This is a genomic window from Bacillus sp. AFS073361 (genome assembly GCF_002567005.1).
Classification (GTDB): Bacteria; Bacillota; Bacilli; order Bacillales; family Cytobacillaceae; genus Neobacillus.
This window is the reverse complement of the sequence record NZ_NUZU01000031.1, coordinates 1-21,575: the sequence shown is the minus strand read 5'-3', so window position 1 is coordinate 21,575 and position 21,575 is coordinate 1. Positions and strand designations below refer to the sequence as shown.

General features: G+C 37.5%; 21 protein-coding genes and 2 pseudogenes. 10 read left to right on the top strand and 13 right to left on the bottom strand.

The genetic code is table 11. The features are described 5' to 3' along the window. Positions 1–176: 176 nt before the first annotated feature. Together COJ96_RS15010 and COJ96_RS15005 are read left to right on the top strand one after the other, a co-directional pair. Positions 177–1,394 (top strand): ATP-grasp domain-containing protein, encoded by a 1,218-nt coding sequence (locus COJ96_RS15010; protein ID WP_098574624.1) that lies wholly within the window; start codon positions 177–179, stop codon positions 1,392–1,394. 105 nt (positions 1,395–1,499) lie between these two features. Continuing rightward, positions 1,500–2,528: a YheC/YheD family endospore coat-associated protein gene (locus tag COJ96_RS15005; RefSeq protein ID WP_098574623.1), complete on the top strand. Its 1,029-nt coding sequence runs from the start codon at positions 1,500–1,502 to the stop codon at positions 2,526–2,528. A gap of 139 nt (positions 2,529–2,667) precedes the next feature. On the opposite strand, the gene COJ96_RS15000 is transcribed toward COJ96_RS15005, so the two are convergent. After that, positions 2,668–4,047 (bottom strand): Mur ligase family protein, encoded by a 1,380-nt coding sequence (locus COJ96_RS15000; RefSeq protein ID WP_098574622.1) that lies wholly within the window; start codon positions 4,045–4,047, stop codon positions 2,668–2,670. Positions 4,048–4,370: 323 nt separating this feature from the next. Here COJ96_RS15000 and COJ96_RS14995 point away from each other — a divergent pair, with 323 nt between their 5' ends. Next, positions 4,371–4,886 carry a YbaK/EbsC family protein gene (locus COJ96_RS14995; RefSeq protein ID WP_098574621.1) on the top strand — a complete coding sequence of 172 codons (516 nt, stop codon included), beginning with the start codon at positions 4,371–4,373 and terminating at the stop codon, positions 4,884–4,886. 194 nt (positions 4,887–5,080) lie between these two features. Here COJ96_RS14995 and COJ96_RS14990 read toward each other — a convergent pair whose 3' ends face one another. Continuing rightward, positions 5,081–5,509, bottom strand: coding sequence for a VOC family protein (locus COJ96_RS14990; RefSeq protein ID WP_098574620.1), 429 nt, complete (start codon positions 5,507–5,509; stop codon positions 5,081–5,083). A gap of 178 nt (positions 5,510–5,687) precedes the next feature. Between COJ96_RS14990 and COJ96_RS14985 the strand changes: the two genes are divergently transcribed. Continuing rightward, on the top strand, positions 5,688–6,011 hold the full coding sequence (locus COJ96_RS14985; RefSeq protein WP_098574619.1) for a hypothetical protein: 324 nt from the start codon (positions 5,688–5,690) through the stop codon (positions 6,009–6,011). A 108-nt stretch (positions 6,012–6,119) separates the two neighbouring features. Here the strand turns inward: COJ96_RS14985 and COJ96_RS14980 are convergent, their stop codons facing one another. Then, the gene (locus COJ96_RS14980; protein ID WP_180230128.1) at positions 6,120–6,512 is read right to left on the bottom strand and encodes a hypothetical protein; all 393 of its coding nucleotides are present in this window, start codon (positions 6,510–6,512) and stop codon (positions 6,120–6,122) included. Positions 6,513–6,680: 168 nt separating this feature from the next. On the opposite strand from COJ96_RS14980, the gene COJ96_RS14975 reads away from it, so the two are divergent. Beyond that, complete coding sequence (locus tag COJ96_RS14975) at positions 6,681–7,088, top strand: SET domain-containing protein (RefSeq protein WP_142333007.1); 408 nt, start codon at positions 6,681–6,683, stop codon at positions 7,086–7,088. A 153-nt stretch (positions 7,089–7,241) separates the two neighbouring features. Here COJ96_RS14975 and yyaC read toward each other — a convergent pair whose 3' ends face one another. Continuing rightward, positions 7,242–7,835 (bottom strand): spore protease YyaC, encoded by a 594-nt coding sequence (gene yyaC / locus COJ96_RS14970; protein WP_257148527.1) that lies wholly within the window; start codon positions 7,833–7,835, stop codon positions 7,242–7,244. 134 nt (positions 7,836–7,969) lie between these two features. On the opposite strand from yyaC, the gene COJ96_RS14965 reads away from it, so the two are divergent. Further along, on the top strand, positions 7,970–8,407 hold the full coding sequence (locus COJ96_RS14965; RefSeq protein WP_098574617.1) for a GNAT family N-acetyltransferase: 438 nt from the start codon (positions 7,970–7,972) through the stop codon (positions 8,405–8,407). 42 nt (positions 8,408–8,449) lie between these two features. On the opposite strand, the gene COJ96_RS14960 is transcribed toward COJ96_RS14965, so the two are convergent. Beyond that, on the bottom strand, positions 8,450–9,478 hold the full coding sequence (locus COJ96_RS14960) for a potassium channel family protein (RefSeq protein WP_180230127.1): 1,029 nt from the start codon (positions 9,476–9,478) through the stop codon (positions 8,450–8,452). 258 nt (positions 9,479–9,736) lie between these two features. Then, positions 9,737–10,144: pseudogene (locus COJ96_RS14955) on the bottom strand (SOS response-associated peptidase); the annotation flags it as partial. A 637-nt stretch (positions 10,145–10,781) separates the two neighbouring features. Here COJ96_RS14955 and ltrA point away from each other — a divergent pair. Next, positions 10,782–12,107 (top strand): group II intron reverse transcriptase/maturase, encoded by a 1,326-nt coding sequence (gene ltrA, locus COJ96_RS14950; protein ID WP_098574615.1) that lies wholly within the window; start codon positions 10,782–10,784, stop codon positions 12,105–12,107. Between the two features lie 74 nt (positions 12,108–12,181). On the opposite strand, the pseudogene COJ96_RS14945 reads toward ltrA, so the two are convergent. From COJ96_RS14945 to treP, 4 genes and pseudogenes are all read right to left on the bottom strand, one after another. Next, positions 12,182–12,466 (bottom strand): annotated as a pseudogene (locus COJ96_RS14945) (SOS response-associated peptidase); the annotation flags it as partial. A 124-nt stretch (positions 12,467–12,590) separates the two neighbouring features. Next, the gene (treR, locus tag COJ96_RS14940) at positions 12,591–13,304 is read right to left on the bottom strand and encodes a trehalose operon repressor (protein WP_098574614.1); all 714 of its coding nucleotides are present in this window, start codon (positions 13,302–13,304) and stop codon (positions 12,591–12,593) included. Positions 13,305–13,318: 14 nt separating this feature from the next. Then, entirely contained in the window at positions 13,319–14,986 is a 1,668-nt protein-coding gene (gene treC / locus COJ96_RS14935; RefSeq protein WP_098574613.1) for an alpha,alpha-phosphotrehalase, read from the bottom strand. Positions 14,987–15,065: 79 nt separating this feature from the next. After that, positions 15,066–16,490, bottom strand: coding sequence for a PTS system trehalose-specific EIIBC component (gene treP / locus COJ96_RS14930; RefSeq protein WP_098574612.1), 1,425 nt, complete (start codon positions 16,488–16,490; stop codon positions 15,066–15,068). 833 nt (positions 16,491–17,323) lie between these two features. Between treP and COJ96_RS14925 the strand changes: the two genes are divergently transcribed. After that, positions 17,324–17,878 (top strand): GNAT family N-acetyltransferase, encoded by a 555-nt coding sequence (locus COJ96_RS14925; protein ID WP_180230126.1) that lies wholly within the window; start codon positions 17,324–17,326, stop codon positions 17,876–17,878. Positions 17,879–18,051: 173 nt separating this feature from the next. On the opposite strand, the gene COJ96_RS14920 is transcribed toward COJ96_RS14925, so the two are convergent. After that, positions 18,052–19,242 (bottom strand): M14 family metallopeptidase, encoded by a 1,191-nt coding sequence (locus COJ96_RS14920; protein WP_098574610.1) that lies wholly within the window; start codon positions 19,240–19,242, stop codon positions 18,052–18,054. Between the two features lie 91 nt (positions 19,243–19,333). Beyond that, positions 19,334–19,726, bottom strand: coding sequence for a thiol-disulfide oxidoreductase DCC family protein (locus COJ96_RS14915; protein ID WP_098574609.1), 393 nt, complete (start codon positions 19,724–19,726; stop codon positions 19,334–19,336). Positions 19,727–19,924: 198 nt separating this feature from the next. Between COJ96_RS14915 and COJ96_RS14910 the strand changes: the two genes are divergently transcribed. Continuing rightward, on the top strand, positions 19,925–20,296 hold the full coding sequence (locus COJ96_RS14910) for a DUF2500 domain-containing protein (protein WP_098574608.1): 372 nt from the start codon (positions 19,925–19,927) through the stop codon (positions 20,294–20,296). 315 nt (positions 20,297–20,611) lie between these two features. Further along, on the top strand, positions 20,612–21,253 hold the full coding sequence (locus COJ96_RS14905) for a phosphatase PAP2 family protein (protein ID WP_098574607.1): 642 nt from the start codon (positions 20,612–20,614) through the stop codon (positions 21,251–21,253). A 58-nt stretch (positions 21,254–21,311) separates the two neighbouring features. Here COJ96_RS14905 and COJ96_RS29245 read toward each other — a convergent pair. Then, positions 21,312–21,575, bottom strand: a 264-nt coding sequence (locus COJ96_RS29245; protein WP_257148526.1) for a transposase, incomplete at its 5' end; no start/stop codon positions are given.

The following is a 21,575-nucleotide window of genomic DNA, read 5'->3' as shown; positions in this document are numbered from 1 at the left end:
ATATGTGACATCTTTTTTTGTTTTTTTATTGAAATGTCATAAGAATAATGACGATTGTCCAGACCAGTCTTGTCCTATGACAATATAATAAAATGTACTTATCAGATAATGGAGAATAAAACTGGTAAAGATACATCCTTCACTAAAAAACCTTTAAAGATAGGATGACAAAGCTTATGCGAACTATTGTATTTATTGAAACGAATAAATCTGGATCTAGTAGAGAAGCCATAAAAGCTGCGGAGCGACTCGGCTATTTTACGGTGTTATTCACCAATAGACAAAAGTACATGCAGCAAAGAACGGAATTTCCAGAGGTCCATCAAATGATTTTAGTGGAATTATCCAATCTTGATGAAATAAGAAAAAAAATCCACAATCTACATCAACAAGATAAACAAATAAAAGCCATTATGAGTTTTGTACATTCTTATGTCCATTTAGCAGCAACCCTGTCAGAAGAATTTTGTTCAACGGTCGTTTCTACCGATGCCATTTTAAAAATGGAGAATAAAGTTTTAACTCGTGAGCTTCTGAAAGGACACCCCAATTCTCCCTATTATGAACTTTATAATTCAAATGATTATTCCTTAGAGTACTTTGTTGATATTGCTAAAAACTATTTACCTCTTATTGTAAAATCCCCCACTTCTGCCGGTTCAAAAGATGTGATGTTGGTAAAAGACGAGAAACAGTTAAAGCTCGCAATACAAGCATTAAAGAAAAAAAATAAACAGATTTTACTGGAAGAGTATTTAGAAGGACCACAATTTTTAATTGAAGTTTTAGTACACAATGGAAAAGTTCATATTGTCGCGATCATCGAACAACAAATTACTTTTTTACATCGATTTATCGTAACTGGATATAGCCTACTTCCACATGTCAATCAAAGAATGTACGATAGTGTCCTGGACACAATAACTTCCATCTTAAAGCCGTTTGATATGAGAAATGGTACCTGCCACCTTGAAATGCGTCTTGTAAATGGAGTGTGGAAATTAATTGAAATTAATCCGAGAATCTCAGGCGGTGCGATGAATCGAATCATCGAAATAGGCTATGGAATTAATTTAGTAGAAGAAACCATCCAACTAATGTTAGGAAAGGAGCCTCGCCTTACGAAAAAACACAGGAAGTATGTTTATGCACATTATTTAACCGTAGATTCTAGAGGCATATTACAGAAAGTAACCGGGAAAGAAATCAGCTCTCAATATCCGGGTATAGAAGAGGTATATATTAAACCTCGACAAGGACAGATCGTACGTCCGCCTTTATCAATGGGAGATCGTTGTGGATACATTTTAGCATCCTCCTATAATAAATTAGAAGCGAAAAGAAATGCCATCCGAGCAGCAGACAATATACATTTCTACATTGACCCCATTTAAAATTCCTGAGTGACAATAATGATCATCGTGATTGTTTAATGATTAAACATAAATTGCTAGTCTTTTAATGAGAAAAATGATTTTGGAGAGGTGAAAAGAAGTATAATGACGCTAATTGGCATGCTTCATCATCGTCGAGATCCAAGTAAGGTAAAGAAAGCTTATGCTTATGCCGCTGTAGCTAAAGCAGAAGGTGTAACCTTTTTTTACTTTACCCCAGGGAAGGTGAATATTAAACAGCAAACAATTTTGGGGAAATCCTATGAAAATGGCCGTTGGATTGAAAGAGAATTTCCTTTCCCAGATGTCATATATAATGCAAGCTATCTTTCGAGTGAGAAAACGCAACACATCTTTGATTATTTGTATGATAGGATTCCGTTTACTAGTCATTCGATTGGGGACAAATTATCGGTATACAACAGAATTAAAAAAGCAAATAAATTTAAACATTACCTTATCCCATACTACGAAATAACTAACGTGAAAATTTTTTTTGACATGATCAATCGTTATCAAAAAGTAATTATCAAACCATTATCTGGCCATCAAGGTGGAGGTGTTGTTTTTATAGAAAAAGATAGTTCAAACCATTACAAAATAAATGATGCAGGGGTAGAATCAGTTATTAATGAAAAAGGAATGCTAGATTGGTTATCTCATAAAGTGCAAGAACAAGATTACATTATTCAACAGTTTATTACCAGTCAAACAAATTCTGGTCATGTTTTTGATTTCCGGTTACATGTCCAAAAAAATGGAGAAGGAAAATGGGTAATAACTTCTATTTATCCAAGGATTGGGCGTTTAGGGACGATAACTTCTAATATGGCGAGTGGTGGCTATAGCACATATTTGGATATTTTTTTAAAAACAGAGTTTGGTGACTCCTGGTTTGATATTAAAAGATATCTTGAACAGTTTGCAATCAGTTTTTCAAATCATTTTGACTCTTTATATGACAATGAATTAGATGAATTAGGAATAGACGTCGGAATTGATGCGAGCCAAAAATTATGGCTTTTTGAAGTGAACTGGAGACCAGGTCCGCCAAATATATATAGTCTTGAATTAGATGTAGCGAAAAATACAATTTTGTATGCAAAATATTTAGCGGATAAAAATAAAGATTAAATGGCAAACAAACATATAACACGAATACATGATACAACAAAAGGCAGCGTACCGATCATGAATCTCAACTCCAATTGTGAACAATTGGGTTGTTATTCAGAAAGGATAGCTGCCTTTTAATATGTGAATTTTCTATTATTTATCGCTTTAAATAGTCGATGACATCATAAAAGTCTGAGTCATTCCCGCCCGTTTTGAAATATACAATGTCATTTGGACGTAAAAATGAATCAAAAAATCTTTTCATCTCATCTGGATCTGAAAAATGATAAACATGCTGCGGCTTTACTCCTGCCTCTATAGCAGGCTTTTGAAAATCTTTTGCAATAAACCCTTTGGTGATGAGAATATCTACCCCCGAAGAAGCGATTAAATGTCCTGCCTTTTCGTATTCTTCATCGGCATATTTTCCAAGTGCCGCCATTCTTCCCAGAACAGCAATTTTTCTTTGGGATGGCAATGCAATCTTGCTTAATGTCTCTAAGCCTGTTCTTAAAGAAGCTGGATTTGACTTCCACGTATCATCCACCAATATGGTTTGATTTCGACCATCCATTACTTGAAAATGGGATCTCATGTGTGGATAAGAAGCTAATCTTTTTAACGCATAGTGAATATCGACACCTAACATGGCAGCGGCTGCTACTGAAGCGACTGAATTATATACACTATGCTCCCCAAGACCCGGTATATATCCTCTGTATTCATTTTGCATATATTCCATCCAAAAAGTCATACCTGATGACGTATATTGATATCTCTTAATCCTAAAAAAAGCATTCTTGTTTTTTCCGAATGTGATAATCTCTCCCTTAAATTTAGAGGTATCGATCGAGGAGAGATAGGGGTCGTCCGAGTTTAGAATGAGAATTCCCTCATTGTTCATCCCTTGCATGATCTTTGCTTTTTCTGCTAGATAATCATCAAATGAACGAATTTGATCTGTATGATCCACATCTATCATCGTCAAAATCCCCATTGTCGGGTAAAAATACTTACAGGACGCCGTCATATCCCCTTTTTTAGATACGGCTGTTTCAAACACTGCCACATCCGTATCTTCCTCAATTCCCAATAAATATGAAAGGTTGTAATAATCGGCATTTTTGCTAGAAATGGTTGACTGCACATTATGAGTATTTTCTAAAATGTGTTTTAACATTTCCTTCGTCGTAGACTTTCCACATGTACCTGTAATGGCCACTACAGGAATGTTAAACAGGTGCCTGTAATACGAGGTGAATTTAAAGAAACTATCTTTGAGATTCTTTACCATAATGATTTGATTAGGATGTAAACTTTCCATGTGAGAAAATGGGGTATCTGTAACGATAAATACATTTTTGTATTTCTTTATCCTTTCAACCGGCACCTCTCGATTGTTAAAACGAAAATATAAAGTATGACTCCCAATTTCAGATCTGTCATCAGTGACCGTCTCAATCCAGATCCCTTTTTGCTTTTCATGAGGCTGAATGTTCATGGCAGTTAAAATGTTTTCCAATAATAATGTCTTCAAAATGTCCCTCCTGAAGTTCCTTTTTTGAAAAAAGCATCTACCCTTAATACTGTCCGATAAGGTAGAAGTGATTAAAAATTCAAAGGCTTATATATCATATGACATGTCCCCTAATGCAGGTGTGTGATAACAACTCAGGCAATTAGCGGAAATTGTCATGCGAAGGGAACGATTAGAGGTTAATTGTTCCCATGATTTCCGAAAAAAGGAGCCCACGGGACCAAATAGATGTTTAATAGGTACAACACAAGTCAACTTTTCGCTTTATCCCCTTAAAGTGTGTTATTATTCATAATATTACCACCCTAGAAAGGATGAATAAGATGTCATTGGAAAGTGTAAAGGCCCATTTTAAACAATGGGATCGTGAAAATGATGTAATGGAATTTGAAACCTCCAGCGCAACTGTAGAGCAAGCGGCTGAGACAATTGGAGTGGCTCCAGCCCGAATTGCTAAAACTTTATCTTTTCGGGGGAGCGAAGATAAGGCTATTTTGATCGTTGCCGCAGGGGATGCAAAAATCGACAATAAGAAGTTTCGGGAACAGTTCGGTTACAAAGCACGCATGCTCTCTCCCGATGAAGTCCTCGAACAAACCGGACATGCCATTGGTGGTGTGTGTCCGTTTGGATTGAATAAAGAGTTAGACGTGTACTTGGATATCTCCATGCAGCGCTTCGAAACACTATATCCAGCATGCGGAAGCACAAATTCTGCGATTGAATTAACGAAAGAAGAGTTATTTACATATTCTTTTGCAAAGAAATGGATTGATGTATGTAAAGGTTGGGAAGAAGAGGAAGTGCCATCACAAGAAAGTCATCAAATCGAGGTTTAAATTAAAGGATCACCCTAGATGCCAGTTGAATTATGCGGAGGAATTCGTTCAACAGTAACTATAGAAGCCCTTTGATGCCTGTTGATCCAAAAATATCCCACCCAAGGGAATCAATAAAGGACTATATGCTCACCAATAAGAAAATCAAAAAAAGACCGAGCAAATTGCCCGGTCTTCTATCATTCATAAACCAATTACATAGCACTTTCCCCATTATCATAATTAAATTGCCATTCAATACCAAACTTATCTTTTAGGGAACCATAGCATTTGCTCCAGAAGGTTTCTTGAAGCTCCATGACTACCGTACCGCCTTCTTTCAGTTGGTTAAAATAAGACTTAATCTTTTCCAAATCTTTATTAACAATAGCTAGACTTATGTTATTACCTGCTACAAACGGCATCCCAGGGAAAACATCAGAAAACATAACGTTACTTCCATCAATATTAAGCCTTGTATGCATGACCAAACCTTTTGCTTCTTCTGGAAGCGGATAATCTGGGTTCTGCGGCGTTTCCCCAAACGTCATAATTTGCGGCTTTTCTAAGCCAAATACCTCCGCGTAAAATTCTGCTGCCTCACGACAGTTCCCATTAAAATTAAGATAAACATCCACTGACATGTGTGATAACCCCTTTTTTATAAAATATAAACATTGGTAATTGTACCATTTACTGGATTAATTTCAAATTTCCAATTAGTCCAAACTCATAACCTGACCCAGATAAATAATTTAGTTTCCGAGCGAATACACTTTACAATCATCCGATTTTGAATTTACAGAAAGAAGGTAACTTGTGATGAAATTCAAAATACATCGTTGTAATTGTCGGAAATTATGGTCCATTCAAACGCGAAAAACAAAGTTTACAGCCATTTCCGTACTCGTCGATGGAAGGTGGGGCACAGAATTGAAACCCCAACGGAAATATAACCCCAAAGGATTTGTGACAACAAATGCAAAACAAGATATTATTGTTAATCCAACAGTAGAAGAAGTAGGGAAATTTGAAAAAGTGGCAAAACTGATTTATGACAAAAAGAATGTTAATTTTAACGTTCATCAAGGCGAATCATTATTCTTTGCCGAAGACGGCACCTGTTATCTACTAAAAAGATTATAACTATTAAACATTTAATAATTAAAATGCATCTGAACTAATTCTTCAATTTCGTCAATATTTTTATAAACGAAAATCCCCCGCATCAAAAAATACGGGGGCCTTAGATCGTTATCTAGGCGTGATTGGTTTCACGCTAATAGCAGGGGAGGTAGTCGAAATAATACATCCTTCTAAATGATTGGAATTTAACAAGCCTAAATTTAGAGCTGCCTTAATTTTTACCTCATAGGGCTTTTTCACTACCTGGATCAGTTCGTTCATCTGTAACTCTTCTAATCTTTTAATGGTTTCAACTTCATCATATTTTTCAGTCTTACGAATTTGCCGTTGGAGTTTATAGCCACTAATGGTAATTTCACCTTTATGATCCGTACCCACTAGATTATTAAAATATTTTTGAAAAGCATCCTTTAATGTATTCATTTCCATTTCTATTTCTTTTTTCTGCTTATTCAACTCGTAATACTTCACCAACATTTCACCCGTAATCAAATTCCCCATTTGTGCCCTCCTCTTGTTGCGAACGTATATTCTTATTTTATGATTTACCTCTTCAAAAAAGAACCTGAAAAAAGGGGTGAAGCAAAAAACATTTGCTTTCTTGTTTAGTTAATGGCAAGCTATATAAAGAGTAAAAACTTCATTGGAAAGATTGAATAGGTGATTAACATGATTGAGGTAAAGACATCCAAACTTAGTGATGGGGAATTAAATAGAGGAGTATTTGCAACTCGTGATATCGCAAAAGGGGAGCTGATTCATGAAGCACCCGTTATTCCTTATCCAAATGAGGAGCATGTACATATTGAGAAAACGCTGCTTGCTGATTATGCGTTTGAATATGGAATCAACCACACCGCACTTCTCTTAGGGTATGGAATGCTATTTAACCATTCATATGAGCCGAATGCTACATATGAAATTAATTTTCCAAATCACACGTTTGACTTTTATGCATACAAAGATATCAAAGCAGGGGATGAAATCCTAATCAACTATAATGGTGAAGAAGACAATAATGACCCGCTTTGGTTCAATAAAGATGAATCGGAAAATGGAGAAAAGGACAGATTATAGCAGCGGCGCTGCTTCATCTGTCCTTTTTCTTTGTTATAGAGTCAATTAGTGCAAATACACGTGAAAGTCCGGGCCACTCCTGAGTCATTAATATTTTAATTATTTGAAATATCTGTTATTATGAAATGGTCCAAAAAAACGAACATTCGCTTCTTAGCATTGTTGCAAAATTGGATGGAACGATGGATATTTATAGTATTGTCTTATAGCTAGGGAAATCCCTTTCGCAATATTTGTGGCCATTGTATAAATAAGATGAAGGTTCGTTGATAGTAGAGAGCATTCTAATGTTGGGTCATTTTCCAACACAACTCCCATAATGCTGCAGTCTCCAATCGGGGGAAGACTTTTTCCTAATCCGGACCCAGGCAGGAGGGACCCGTCACGAACCACGATGGAATTCACGATTCTTTCTGAACCGAGAACACTATCGATGGCAATGACAAAACTATTTTGGGGCAGAGTAATCTGTGAAACCTTAGGGACAAGTGTTTGTCCATCTAGGGGTGACTGCAGATTCCCGACTACTGTTAAGTGTTGTGGATATAGATCATGAAGCAAGGTACCAACAAATGGACCAAGACTGTCACCATTTATTACATTTGAACCTATTCCAATCACGAAAATATGATCTGTTCCTTCTGGAATAATCGAATGTAAGCTGTCACGAATAAATAATGGCGCTAACTTATGATTAAATGGAATAATTTTTTCAAACAGATCGAGCCTAACATTCATAGCGTTCATCTTTATTTCCCCCAAGACCCAAAATTCGAAGTAGTAAACTAGCAAATTTCGTAGTTGTTTGATCATGTTTAAATATTCTGCATTTATTGAAATTATCCTTCTATATTAAATTAAAAACCTGGAGGAATTTACGGATGATTATTCAAAAAGCAACGATGAATGAATTGGGACCGTTAACTGAATTATTTGATTTATATCGGGTCTTTTATGAGCAAAAGTCTGATTTTGAGGGTGCACAAGAGTTTCTAAAAGCTAGATTAATGAACGAAGAATCTATTGTTTTTTTGGCGGTTGAAGGAAATCATACTGTTGGTTTTGTTCAGTTGTATCCCACCTTTTCTTCGGTAAGTATGAAGCGCTCATGGGTACTAAATGATTTGTATGTGAAGGAACAATACCGTGGAAAGGGCGCTGGAGAACAATTAATAAATAGGGCGATTCAGTTTGCCAAAGAAACTGGAGCAAAAGGAATTATGCTGGAAACAGGTAAGGAAAATCACAATGCACAAAGGCTCTATGAAAAAATTGGTTTTGAAAAAGAATCAAATTATTTTTATTATTATTCCATTTAAAAAAGGATGCCGGTGGTGGCATCCTTTTCGTGTGCGGTCATTCTATTGTAGAAGAGAAATTGTCTCTTTATCACATATCACAAAAAGCTGGGCGTCTTCAGGGATATTACTATCTAGCTTTTGATTTATATGAAGGTCACCTCGGTCTGCCACTAGGGTTGCCCCTTTATTCAAAAGGTCTTCAAAGGCTTCCCGATAGGTCTTCCATTCAGGTCGTGTAGGAATTTCATACATGGCTTCTCCATATTGAATGCTCATTAATTCAGAATACATATGAGTGACACCGTGGGAAAATAATGATCTTACTGCAGCGTGTGAGATCATTTCTTGAGTAGGAATAAACTCATCGACATTTACATGCTCAAATAACCGGATGTGCTTTTGATTAATCACCTCGGCAGTGACGTGAATCGATTTATGTAATTCTTCTTCTATGGAAGTGATGGCCGTTGCAATTAATAGGGTTTTTCCATCGACTAGTACTTGGTCAGGAGTTGCATAATTATCCTGGGTAATTTGGTCAGCAAAAATAATTACTCCCTTTGCAGTCGGTAGACTTGCATTAAAAAGGGTTTCTTCATGGGTGGCATCTCCACGGACATAATATAGACGCTTTTCCAGTAAGGGGGCTTTTTCTAAATTATCAATGATGACAATGTCTATTTTTTTATCCGTTTTTAGAATTTCCTCAATGGCTAATTTCGATTTCGCACTCCAACCAATCAAAATGATATGGTCTTTTCCCGTATACTTCATATTGCCTCCAACTTTCATTTTATCAATTAGAAAGACAGAATTGAAAATTTTTCCGATAAGCACACTGACAAGTCCGATTCCAGTAATATAGAGGAAGATTGTATACACCTTACCAGCATGGGTAACGGGGGCATAGTCTCCAAATCCTACAGTTGCCAGTGTGGTCAAAACCCAATAAATAGATGTAGTATATGTTTTAAATGTTTTCGGTTCAATTATATAAATTCCTAAGGCTGCCATTAATATGTATAAAAAGACAAATGGAATAAAAATTTTATCCCGAACCTTTATTAAATGATAAAGCATTTTTCTCATTTTCATCCCCATATGCATCCAACCCTATCTATATCAAGTAAATATGACTTATATTTCCCTATTTTTGTAGAATAATGAAATATCAGATGCTTTGACCATTTTTTTCATAAAAAAAGGAAAGTGGCTGAACCACTTTCCTAAAGAAGGAAAACTTTTATGGGTTAGTACATCATATGTAGCAGCATGTACATGCATGTAGTAAACCTGTCCATATTGAAAAAATAATTTAAAAAAGAGTGCCTATTTTTTTTAAAAGGGTTAGCAAATTTTTTGAATAAGCTCGATTGAATTATTTTTGGGTGAGTTAACTAAGGAAGATACCTCATAAGTCTCCATTTGGCTTTCATCGAATGGGACGAGTAGTTTATTTAAATCATTGGGATTTGACAGGGATGGATCCAACCAGATTTTTTCATCTTCTGGTTTCAATATAACTGGCATCCGATCATGAATATCTTTCATAAGGTCATTTGGTCCAGTTGTAATGACAGAACAAGTATAGAGTGTTTTTCCTTCGGGAGATTTCCAAGCTTCCCAAATTCCCGCCATCGCAAACAAATCATCGGACTTTAGTTTAATCCGCATGGGGGTTTTGCTTTTGTCCTCATGCCGCTTCCATTCATAAAAGCTGTCAGCAATGACTAGACAGCGCTTTTGTGCGCTTGGCAGCGCCTCGCTCTAATGGGTGAAAGTCCCTAACATGCCGTTGTGGCGGAAATGTACAGCTGACAGGTAGTGCGAGTATTGTGAGATTTCGTGCGGAGGACCTGAAGGCAAAGCTCGGAACAGGTGGCTGTAACCATGTTGGCTGGTAAGATGGGATAACCTTGCAAAGGATGGGGATGTCCAATACCACTCTGTATCTTATTAGTTATGAGGACTGGCTTCGAGTGAAAGGCGAGGAACGTGACCCAAGGAGATCTCATCTTCTCCACCGTAGGTGGTAAATCTTTTTCAAAACCGGGATGGACTAGAAATTGACTATGGAGGGTGAGAAGTCAGAGCAGGGGATAGTAGTGAATAAACTTGTCGGAAATGCCACAAAGACATGTGACTTATCACGAAGTTGGTAAGGCAGACATTGACCCAAAAGGCAGTGAACTGATGCGAAGCCCGTCTGTCCATGGAAGAAAGCAATACGAACTTATTTACTCGTCATGTACTTAACAGAAGTCGATGAGGCTGATAGCCGAAGAATCGAGACCGAAAGAAAGTAGGTTGTTTAGGGCGAAGTACTAATATTAAATATCAGCCATTGGGTTACCTATTCAGTTGATATTGTATTGGGAAAGGAAACGAATGCATGAATGATTTAATAGGTAAACGAAGCTTACGTGTAGTGGAAAATTCTAAAAAGAAACGCAAGTGGTACAGTCTAATGGATAAATTATGGAACTATCAAAACCTGGAACAAGCTTTTTATGACGTAAAGAAAAACCGCGGTTCACACGGAGTGGATAAAGTTACGATTAAAGAGTATGAAATAAAATTGGAACACAACTTAAGAGTGCTCCAGGAATCTTTGAGTAACAAAACATATCGTGCAAAACCAGTCAGAAGAGTATTCATTCCAAAAGCTGATGGTACAAAACGTCCACTAGGAATTCCAACAGTAGAAGACCGAATTCTCCAAGCCGCAACTAAAAGAATACTTGAACCAATCTTTGAACAGAAATTCTTAGACTGTAGTTTTGGATTTCGTCCAAACCGTAGTGCACATATGGCGATAGACAAAATCCGAAAGGATTTAATGGAAGGGTACACCTTTGTAATTGATGCCGATATAAAAACATACTTTGATTCTATTCCTCATGATAAACTTATCGATTTAATCAAAGTAGAAGTTGTGGACAGTAGCGTGTTAGCGCTAATCATACAGTTTTTAAAATCGGGAATCCTTGAGAACGGATGTTTCTATGAAAGTGACACCGGCAGTCCTCAGGGTGGCGTAATCAGTCCGCTATTAGCAAACATCTATCTGCATCCTCTTGATGAAATGATGATGGAAAGAGGTCACCGTATTACAAGGTATGCGGATGACTTCGTCATCTGTTGCAAGTCCCGGAAGGGTGCTGAAAGAGTACTAAGAACAGTAGTGAAGCTATTAGAGGAAAAGTTAGGTCTGAAAGTCCATCCGGATAAAACCAAGATTGTAGACAACTTTGAAGAGCCGTTTATCTTTCTAGGATATGTTTTTAAAAAAGGATACTTCCATTCTCCATCAGACAAAGCAGTAAAGAAATTTAAGAAAAGTATCAAGAAAACAACGAAAAGAAACCAAACAATTAATTTGGAGGAATTCGTTAAACATCGACTGAATCCTATCATCAGAGGATGGGGTAGGTACTTTGGTATCGGATTTTCGAAGAAACTGTTTCAACAGCTGGACTCATGGATTCGAAGAAGACTTAGGATGATTCAGTTAAGAAGCTGGAGAAAAATAAGAAAGCTCCACAGGGAGCTCAGAAAAAGGAATTGGGAGGGTGAACTACCTCATCTTTCAATGACAAGATGGAAAAATTCGATGACCCAACATGTACACTTCGCGATTCCTAATGAAAGGTTTCGCGAAATTAAACTTGTTTTTCTTTTGGACATTTACAACGAACTACATCCCCAGCGGGGATAAAGTGGAGGAGCCGTATGCGATGACCCGCACGTACGGATCTGTGAGAGGCGCATGAAATTTTTTCATGCGCCTACTCTATTTTGGAAAGCTTTACGAAAGCTTGGTTTTTCGGCCAATGTTTCTGCGCGGGCATTAATCATTTTATGGCCAATGGCCGGATCTTTTGCCCAAGGCGGAACTAACCCCCATTTTAAAAATCCCATCCGATTAGACTTCCCATCATTTATGACAGCAAGGACCGCCTGGGAGGGAGCAATATTAAAACTTGGCTCATAATTTTCTTGTTCCATAAAGGCTTGAATATCGAAACGATCGATGATTTCTTCGAACGTTGCTGTTAATGTGAATCGGCCGCACATATTATTTCCACCTCACGATTTGGATAGTTCTATTGTAGCAAACTTTATGGATAAAAATCCTTTCCAAACGAGTAGAAATGAAAAGAAGACCGCTAGTATGGAAAAGCGGTCTTCTTTACTGAAATCAATGGGATCTGCGAGCAAAATCGACAAATCGAAACTTATCGGGACGATGCCTTGATTCGGTGTATTGAAAGAGGGTGGCATCATCTAAATATACGAAGTTTTTAATGACGACAACATTGTGAAAACCCTCTAGGTCCAGTAGGGCTCTGTCTTCTAATGAAGGCTCCTCCACGACAATTTCCTTTTTGGCAAAGCTAATTGTCAAGTTCAATTCATTTTCAATATATTGGTAAATCGAATCAGCACAAATTTCTTCTGTAAGGGAAGGGACGTATTTTTTTGCTAAGAAATCTTTATCCAAGATAATTTTCTCACCGCCCATTTCCCTTGTCCGAATGACTTTCCACACAAGGTCTTTACTGCCGAGTTGAAGCTGTTGTCTAACAAAACCCTCCGGCTTGATTAACTCAAGTTCGTTCACAATCGTTTTCGGTTTACTGCCCATTTTATTGGCAAGTTCTTTAAAACTTACCAGCCCCGACACTGGAAAATCAAATTTGCTCATGTCGATTACAATCGAACCTTTACCTCTAACTTTCTGGATATAGCCATTTTGTGAGAGCAAATTTAACGCCTTCCGGATGGTCTCTCTGGATGTCTCGAATTGATCTTTTAATTCGTTTTCAGAGGGAAGAAGCGTTTGGGGCGGGATCTCGCCGCTTTTAATTTGCTCGACAATGATGTTATAGATTGTTAGATACTTGTTCGTCATAAGGACATCTCCGTTCATCTTTTCAGGTAGTACACGATTGACTCATATGGCCTTAATAAGATGTCCTGGCCAAGTGCATTCGAATCCTCATAATTAGAGAGTAACATCTCACTATTATCTACTTCAAGATGTAAATGTGCAGGGAGGACGAAGGTATGCTCTTTGCCATAAAAATTATTGATGACGAGTACTTGTTCTGTACCACTTGTCCTTAGATAAGCAAATACAGCATCATCCTGATTGGAAATCGGCTGATATTCTCCATCCGTAATCACATCATACTCTTTTCTCATTTTAATCAATTTTTGATAGTGGGAAAAGATAGAGTTAGAATCTTTGAGTGCCTTTTCCGCATTAATTTCTTGATAATTACGAGCCGTTTCAATCCATGGAGTACCACTTGTGAAGCCAGCATGTTTGGTTGCATTCCATTGCACTGGAGTTCTTGAATTGTCACGGGATTTTTGTTTCAAGATTTCAATAATCTCCTGCTCATCCATGCCTTCATTTTTCTTGATATTAAAAATATTTAACGATTCAACATCCCGATATTCATCAATTGAGTTAAAGTTTGGATTGGTCATTCCAAATTCTTCCCCTTGATAAATATACGGAGTACCTTGCAGCAAATGAAGGGCAGTTGCCAGCATTTTCGCGGACTCTTTATGATACTTTTGATCATCACCAAAACGAGAAACAGCCCGTGGCTGGTCATGATTACACCAGAAGAGGGCGTTCCAGCCGCCGCCTTGATTCATTCCCACTTGCCAGTCAGATAAGATTTGTTTTAAGGAATGAAAGTCAAAGTCTGCTTTCGTCCATTTATCACCATTTGGATAGTCGACTTTCAAATGATGGAAGCTAAAGGTCATGTTTAACTCTTCTTGTGTTGGGTTCGTATACTTAATGCAGTTATCGATGGATGTCGACGACATTTCCCCAACCGTCATAATATCGTATTTGGAAAAAACCTGTTCATTCATTTCGTGTAAAAATTCATGGATTCTTGGACCGTCTGTATAGAATTTGCGGCCATCACTGTCATCCTGCGGGAAATTTTGGTCTTTAGAGATTAAGTTGATGACATCAAGACGGAAACCATCGACACCCTTTTTTAACCAAAAGTGCATCATTTCGTATAGGGCAGCACGAACTTTTTCATTTTCCCAGTTAAGGTCTGCTTGGGTAACATCGAATAAATGAAGGTAATATTGGTCGGTGTTCTCGTCATATTCCCATGCCGAACCACCAAATTTTGATTCCCAGTTCGTTGGTGCTTGGCCGTTCTTGCCATCCTTCCAGATATAAAAGTCACGATAAGGGTTATCCTTCGAGCTTCGTGCTTGTTTAAACCATTCATGCTCTGTTGACGTGTGATTGATGACGATATCCATAATGATTTTTAAGCCGCGTTTGTGGGCTTCTGCTAATAAGCAGTCAAAATCCTCCATCGTACCATATTCTTCCTGAATGGAGTAGTAATCGCTGATATCATAGCCATTATCCCGTTGTGGAGATTTATAGATCGGAGTAAGCCAAAGGACTTCCACACCTAGTTGTTTTAGATAATCTAATTTTTCAATGATGCCTTTAATATCGCCGGTCCCATTTCCGGTCGTATCATTAAAGCTTTTCGGATAAATTTGATAAATGACTGCTTTTTTCCACCAGTCTGTTGTCATTTTTCAGCACCTGCCTATAAAGTAATCTAATGAGGAAAAGGAGGGAGGATGTCCCCCTCCAAACTATGTGATTTTGCTGTTATTTTTTTAAAGAAAATTTATTCATGCGTGTTTTAGCAAAGACAACCGTTAGCATGAATGGAACCACAATGGCTACTACCATGGCAATCGCGAACATTGCCATATGCTGCCCCTGAATTGATAAGAATCCAGGAATACCACCGACACCGATAGAGTTCGCCATAACGTGGCTGCCAACGGAGACAACGCCTGCAATCATAGAACCAATCATTGCAGCTAGGAATGGGAAGCCATACTTTAAGTTAATTCCGAACATTGCCGGCTCTGTTACTCCTAAGTAACAAGAGATCGCTGCTGGGATCGAAACTTGTTTTTCTTCTTCATCCTTACGATTAATAAAGATCATCGCCAGAACAGCAGAACCTTGGGCGATATTAGATAGAGCAATCATTGGCCATAGGTTTGTACCGCCAAGCTCACTCATTAATTGTAAGTCAATCGCATTTGTCATATGGTGTAAACCAGTGATAACCAGCGGGGCATAAGCAAATCCGAAGATTGCCGCAAAAATCCAGCCAAATGCTGAAGTTAAGCTAGAATACACCACATGAGAAATTCCTGAACCGATACTCCAGCCAATAGGTCCTAATACGGTATGAGCAATTAACACTGTTGGAATTAAAGATAAGAATGGAACGACAATCATGGAAATGGAATTCGGAACAATTTTACGTAATCTTGTTTCTAAGAATGCTAGTACTAATCCGGCTAAAATCGCTGGGATTACTTGGGCCTGGTAGCCAATCATTTTAATCTTGGCAAAACCGAAATCCCAGAAAGGAATTTCTTTTGCATCTGCTACACCATAAGCATTAAGCAATTGCGGAGATACGAGTGTAATACCAAGGACGATCCCAAGGATTTGCGAACCACCCATTTTTTTCGTAACCGACCAGGTAATGCCGACTGGAAGGAAGTGGAATACCGCTTCACCAATCAACCAGAGGAAGGCATGAACGCCCGCCCAGAACTGAGAAACCTCGATAATTGATTTTGTTCCACCTTCAAGTAATTTGATATCTCCGATGATGTTTCTAAAGCCAAGGATTAAACCACCAACAACTAGGGCAGGGATTAAAGGTGTGAAGATCTCTGCAAGGTGGGCCATCATGCGTTGGAGCCAATTCATATTTTGTTGTGCGGCTACTTTTGCTTCTTCTTTAGAAGTGCCATCCACACCAGCAATTTTGACAAATTCATTATAAAAGCTTGATACTTCGTTCCCGATGATGACTTGGAATTGTCCAGCTTGAGTAAATGTACCTTTTACAAGTTTAATTGATTCGATTTCCTTAACATCGGCTTTGCTTGGATCGTTTAAAACAAAGCGCATTCTTGTCACACAATGAGTGACCGCAGCAATGTTCTCTTTGCCTCCAATGTGTTTTAATAGATCTTTTGATGGATCTGTGTAGTTCGACATTTGTCTTTCCCCCTGTTTTAAATGGGTAAAACCCCATTTTTTATCTTCTTTTTTTATTCACTTAGTATACAGACTGTGGCTGCGTTTTCATTAAGCTTCAGATGCTTGTATATACAAGTTGTGATTACGTTTTCATTTTAACTTGTATATACAAGTGTGTCAATGGTGAATTTATATTTTTTAAATATTACAAAAAACGTAAAACCAATTAGGAAAATTCGATTTTGAAAAAGGGAATTTCTTGTTTTTTTCTGTGCCTTTCGTCTCACTTTCTCACTTTAAAGCAATAATGATTGATAGAATTTTTAGAAAATGTTAATATAAAGATGTTTAAATTCTTCTGAGTTTAGACCTCCTAATTAGGGACTTGGCATAGACCACCAAGTTCTCATTTAAACCTTTGAATTCATTCAAAGGTTCTTTTTTATGGCTGTTTTCGTAATATTGTTGTTTATGGAACCGATTTAAACATAAAGATCTACAGAAGGAATTATAATTTGGACACACTTGTCTTTGAAATCCCGAATGCTGTCCGAAGACAATCGATGTTCGGACACACTTGCNNGAAGACGACCGATGTTCGGATACACTTGCCTTTAAAATCCCGGAAGCTGTCCGAAGACGAACAATGTTCGGACACACTTACCTTTATAATCCCGTGATCTGTCCGAAGAGGACCGGTGTTCGGACACGCTTGTCTTTGAAATCCCGAATGCTGTCCTATTGGCCACGAATCGAACACAGTAACAAAGTTACGATTAGCGTTTTTTTATAAAAATCAAGATTCCTGGGTACTTTGGTAATATATGAGAGGCGCAGGAGGCAAACAGCCATTGGAATTTAATACAATTAGTAAATGGGATGCACAATTATGGAAGAATCAAATCAGCCCTATATACCACCGGGCATTCGATGGAAAGGGAGCAAAGCCGGAGAAAATCATTCGCAATATGTTTCGCAAACAACTTTGTTACTTACATATCGGGATCGTGGAGAATCAGGTAGTGGCCATGGCAGTAACAGGTAAACTGGAAGGCACCGATGCTTTAATCATTGATTATCTTGCTGTTGATTCCAAGTGGCAGTATCGTGGGATAGGCATGGAAATGATGAGGTATATCCAAAAATGGGCAATGACCAAAGGAAATGCGAGAAGTATAGTGATTGAAGTCGAATCGGAGGAGACACCCGAAACACTAGCCAGAAACCAATTCTGGAAAAAATGCGGCTTCACCATGACAGAATACATACACCATTACATATGGGTCCCCGAATCCTATCGTGCTATGTATTTAATATTGGTGCCTGACACCAATATACCTAAACAAGGTGAGGAACTGTTTAAGTATATTGAAAGGTTCCATAAGGCATCGTATCAAGGGGCATAATCAGGACCTGTAAAATAATTAGTTGTTAAGCAGGTCTTTTAAGGGATGTGTTGTAAATAAATACTGAGGTTTTCATCCAATGGGAAATTAATTATGGTGTAATTTGGGATAAAAATCATACAAAATCTACTTAAATAAAGAGAGAGGAGGCTGGATTTTTTCAGCCTCCTCACTTACATATAAAGTCCTGCTAAGAAAATTCCCAGTGACTTTTTATAAATGTCATCAAACATGGACAATGGAAGTGGATTGATACCACGACCGAGCTCAATTGTAAATCCTGTTCGCTGCCAGTCTTGAATAAACCAATCCTTGTATCCCGCGTAACTGGCAATTGTTTTCACCGGTTCATATCCACTGACCCGGCTAAATTCCTTGACGATCACCTCAGACTCAGCAGGCTCAAGATTCTCAAATCCCCAGAAGATAACCTCTCCCTGTGTATGGAAGGCCAGCACTCGTGTAAAATCCCGTTCTTTTGTGAGATTTGCCATCGCAATGGCTTCGGGCTCTAATAATGGTCTTTCGCCCACATAGTCCCGTGGTCCAGGTTCATTTGGGTTACGGGCTTTCTCTAATTCCCATCTAGCCGGGAATTGATCATTAAGGTCTACACCTCTAATATTTGCTTTCCATTCTGTAAAGTCTGTGCTTCCTTTATTAAATTCAACCACTCTTTTTTGCCATTCTTCCTTATCAGGTGGTCCATTTAAAACGAGCTCGACTCCATCCGGATTTACCATAGGGACAATTGATAAAGTACTTTGTTGGTAGAGGGGAGAAGCATTTAGTCCTCGAATAGGTTGATGATTTGTTAAGGATAATAGGTAATCATTTAAAAAAGTCATAATCGCCAATGAAGTAATCCATTCATTAGCATGAAAAGAACCATTATAATGAACCCTTTTTTCACCTGTTCCAATCAGGATCTCAGGAATTTCTTTTCCGAGTACGGTCTTTCCAATGTTTGAAATTTTTAAAAATGGATATATCTCATGTAATTTATTGATATCTTTTTGCAGTTGACTGTAATCATATTTTTGTCGATTTTGAACTAATCTCCAGTTTATCCTGGTTGGAACTTTTATGGTTTGGCCCGGACTTAGGGTTGATGCCTTTACTTCAGGGTTAATTAACTCCATTGCTTCTAGAGGGAGGTTCATCTTTTGAGCAATGCTCCATAAGGAGTCTCCTCGATGTATCTGATATTCCATAGCAACAAAACCAGGAATCTGTACCTTCTGGCCAACAGTAAGATTATTGTGATCAATCTTTGGATTGGAATCATTAATGAGTTGTAAATTTACCTGAAACATCTGGCTGAAATGCCATAATGAATCTCCTTGTCTAACAACAATCTCCATTTATGCCCACCTGCTTTAAAAAAATTGTTTAATTATATCTATGCTTTAGGGAATAAAATATTAGTTAGAATTAAAGTGCCCAGGCGATCCATTAATCTAAAAATCTTTCCCTCCATTCAGGCAATGGAAGCATACAGCTCTCTTTTTTTCCGAACCATTTATATCGATTGTTTGCCACAATGTCATAAAGAAAGTCCCTTGAAAAAGGGGGGAGGAACCGGAGGATCGATAATAAGGGCCATGCTTTGCCTAGCTTACTACAAACCCGGAGTGCTGCACTTGATTTGATATAAAATTTGTCATTTTCTAGGAGGACAAAACTCTTTAAATCATTGTTTAAGCCATGCTTTTTTAAAAGTGACTGGCCCGTCTCGCTATGGAGAGAAGCAAACTTAAATAAGCCAATGGAATCTCTTTTTATTATAAATTGCACACTGTTATTGCAAAGATTACAAACTCCATCAAATAAAATGATCCGTTCCAAAGTTTCACCTCCAATTTTCTTCTTGTATGTTTTCCTTAGTTTAGCATATTTCTTAAACTGGTCGCTCATATAGGTATTTTGGTTCTTTTAATATTAAAAATATTCTTGCAAAACGGGAAATCCATCCTATATATTGGAAAAGAGACCAAAATTATTTAGTTTATCTTCATTTGTACAGAGTTAGAAGGGGGCGGAGGTATGGGATTTAATGATGGCTTTGAGATTTTTGATATTATGTTTATCATTATCCCTATTTTTATTGTTCTTGTAACAGGCTTCATTTTGTTTATGTTTATTAAAGGGATTAAAATGTGGAGTCATAATAATAAACAACCACGTTTAACTGTGGCTGCGGTTGTTGTCTCGAAAAGATTGCAAGTGAGTGGAGGAGGGAGTGATCATTCTTCCAGTACATGGTACTATGCCACATTTCAAGTTGAAAGTGGTGACCGGATGGAATTCAGTGTGGGCGGGCGGGAATATGGTCTGCTGGCAGAAGGAGATGTCGGCGAGCTACATTTCCAAGGCACAAGATACCATGGATTTACACGAAACCAAGCAGGGGCATAGGAAGCTAAAGGAAACCCAAAAAAGGAACAAACATGAGAAACCAAAAACCAATGGTTTCTCCATTTTTTAAAGTCAGTGTCCATTGGAGACGGACAAATCCCCAAAGTGTCCACAATTGGTGCCTGACACCATATAACGCCACCATGTAACAACACCATTTAAAGACATTAAAGGAATTTGATTTCCAGGTGAATTTTCTTTAGAAATTAGGAAAGTATGTTTATTTCCACGATTTTTATGGTATTATGGAATGTGTTCGACAAATTCATGTTAGTTATCTAGAAATTTATCAATTTATTAAAGGAGGGACCTTGCTTGAAGAATATAATAAAAAGAGCTCCCTACTTACTTTTCCTGCTGGTCATTCCCGCTTTGGCCAAAATATATGAATTATTAAATTCCCGTTCACATAGATCGATCGATATTAGTACTTCAATAGACCATGCGATTCCGTTTTTGTCAGTGTTTATCATTCCTTATGTCATCTGGTATGCATATATCTTTGGTTATCTTGTATACTTTTGTTTTAAGGACACAAAAGTATACCTAAAGACGTTAATATTAATTGTTGTGGGAGAGTTAATTTGTTTTGTTATATATTTCTTTTTCCAAACAACAGTTCCAAGACCAACCATTGTTGGGGATAATTACTTTAATAATATGGTTCAATGGATTTATGACCATGATCGTCCTTTTAATTGTTTCCCAAGTATCCATGTGCTTACTACTTTTACAATCATGCTTGCTTCACTTCATATAAAAGATAAACACGTCATTCACCATTTATGTATTCATATCATTGGTACTTTAATTATCGTTTCAACGTTATTTGTAAAGCAGCATGTCATTTTCGATATGATTGGTTCCATGTTCCTTGTTACATTCCTTTATGGGATTGCTTTCGAATTATTATCATTTAACCAAAAAACAGAAACAGCTTTTGTTAAAGAAAAATAGTTTGTTAACTTAATAAGGTATTAATTCTTTCTAATAAAAAGAGTGTCTCTAGGCACTCTCAGATTGTAGACAAAAGGCATTCGATGAGCTTAATCGAATGCCTTTTTATGGTTTTTTTGCTCGTAAGAGCAAAATTTTGACCTTTCCTATACCTATATCNNTCCGCAAAGACACGTTCAATTGTTTCTTTACGTTTTGCGTAAATGCTTTTGTTCTTTTGTGTATGACGAAGATGATCGGCTTCTTCTATGTAATGTTCCCACACATGCCGCTCAATCAATTTTTTATGATCTTTACTTTGCGTGCATTCGGAAAGTAATGG

What these genes read in the sequence shown, in the direction of transcription:
- COJ96_RS15010 (WP_098574624.1), top strand. Translation starts at nt 177, where the DNA reads ATGCGAACTATTGTATTTATTGAAACGAATAAATCTGGATCTAGTAGA.
- COJ96_RS15005 (WP_098574623.1), top strand. Translation starts at nt 1,500, where the DNA reads ATGACGCTAATTGGCATGCTTCATCATCGTCGAGATCCAAGTAAGGTA.
- COJ96_RS14995 (WP_098574621.1), top strand. Translation starts at nt 4,371, where the DNA reads ATGTCATTGGAAAGTGTAAAGGCCCATTTTAAACAATGGGATCGTGAA.
- COJ96_RS14990 (WP_098574620.1), bottom strand. Translation starts at nt 5,509, where the DNA reads ATGTCAGTGGATGTTTATCTTAATTTTAATGGGAACTGTCGTGAGGCA.
- COJ96_RS14985 (WP_098574619.1), top strand. Translation starts at nt 5,688, where the DNA reads ATGAAATTCAAAATACATCGTTGTAATTGTCGGAAATTATGGTCCATT.
- COJ96_RS14980 (WP_180230128.1), bottom strand. Translation starts at nt 6,512, where the DNA reads ATGGGGAATTTGATTACGGGTGAAATGTTGGTGAAGTATTACGAGTTG.
- COJ96_RS14975 (WP_142333007.1), top strand. Translation starts at nt 6,681, where the DNA reads ATGATTGAGGTAAAGACATCCAAACTTAGTGATGGGGAATTAAATAGA.
- yyaC (WP_257148527.1), bottom strand. Translation starts at nt 7,835, where the DNA reads ATGAACGCTATGAATGTTAGGCTCGATCTGTTTGAAAAAATTATTCCA.
- COJ96_RS14965 (WP_098574617.1), top strand. Translation starts at nt 7,970, where the DNA reads ATGATTATTCAAAAAGCAACGATGAATGAATTGGGACCGTTAACTGAA.
- COJ96_RS14960 (WP_180230127.1), bottom strand. Translation starts at nt 9,478, where the DNA reads ATGAGAAAAATGCTTTATCATTTAATAAAGGTTCGGGATAAAATTTTT.
- ltrA (WP_098574615.1), top strand. Translation starts at nt 10,782, where the DNA reads ATGAATGATTTAATAGGTAAACGAAGCTTACGTGTAGTGGAAAATTCT.
- treR (WP_098574614.1), bottom strand. Translation starts at nt 13,304, where the DNA reads ATGACGAACAAGTATCTAACAATCTATAACATCATTGTCGAGCAAATT.
- treC (WP_098574613.1), bottom strand. Translation starts at nt 14,986, where the DNA reads ATGACAACAGACTGGTGGAAAAAAGCAGTCATTTATCAAATTTATCCG.
- treP (WP_098574612.1), bottom strand. Translation starts at nt 16,490, where the DNA reads ATGTCGAACTACACAGATCCATCAAAAGATCTATTAAAACACATTGGA.
- COJ96_RS14920 (WP_098574610.1), bottom strand. Translation starts at nt 19,242, where the DNA reads ATGGAGATTGTTGTTAGACAAGGAGATTCATTATGGCATTTCAGCCAG.
- COJ96_RS14910 (WP_098574608.1), top strand. Translation starts at nt 19,925, where the DNA reads ATGGGATTTAATGATGGCTTTGAGATTTTTGATATTATGTTTATCATT.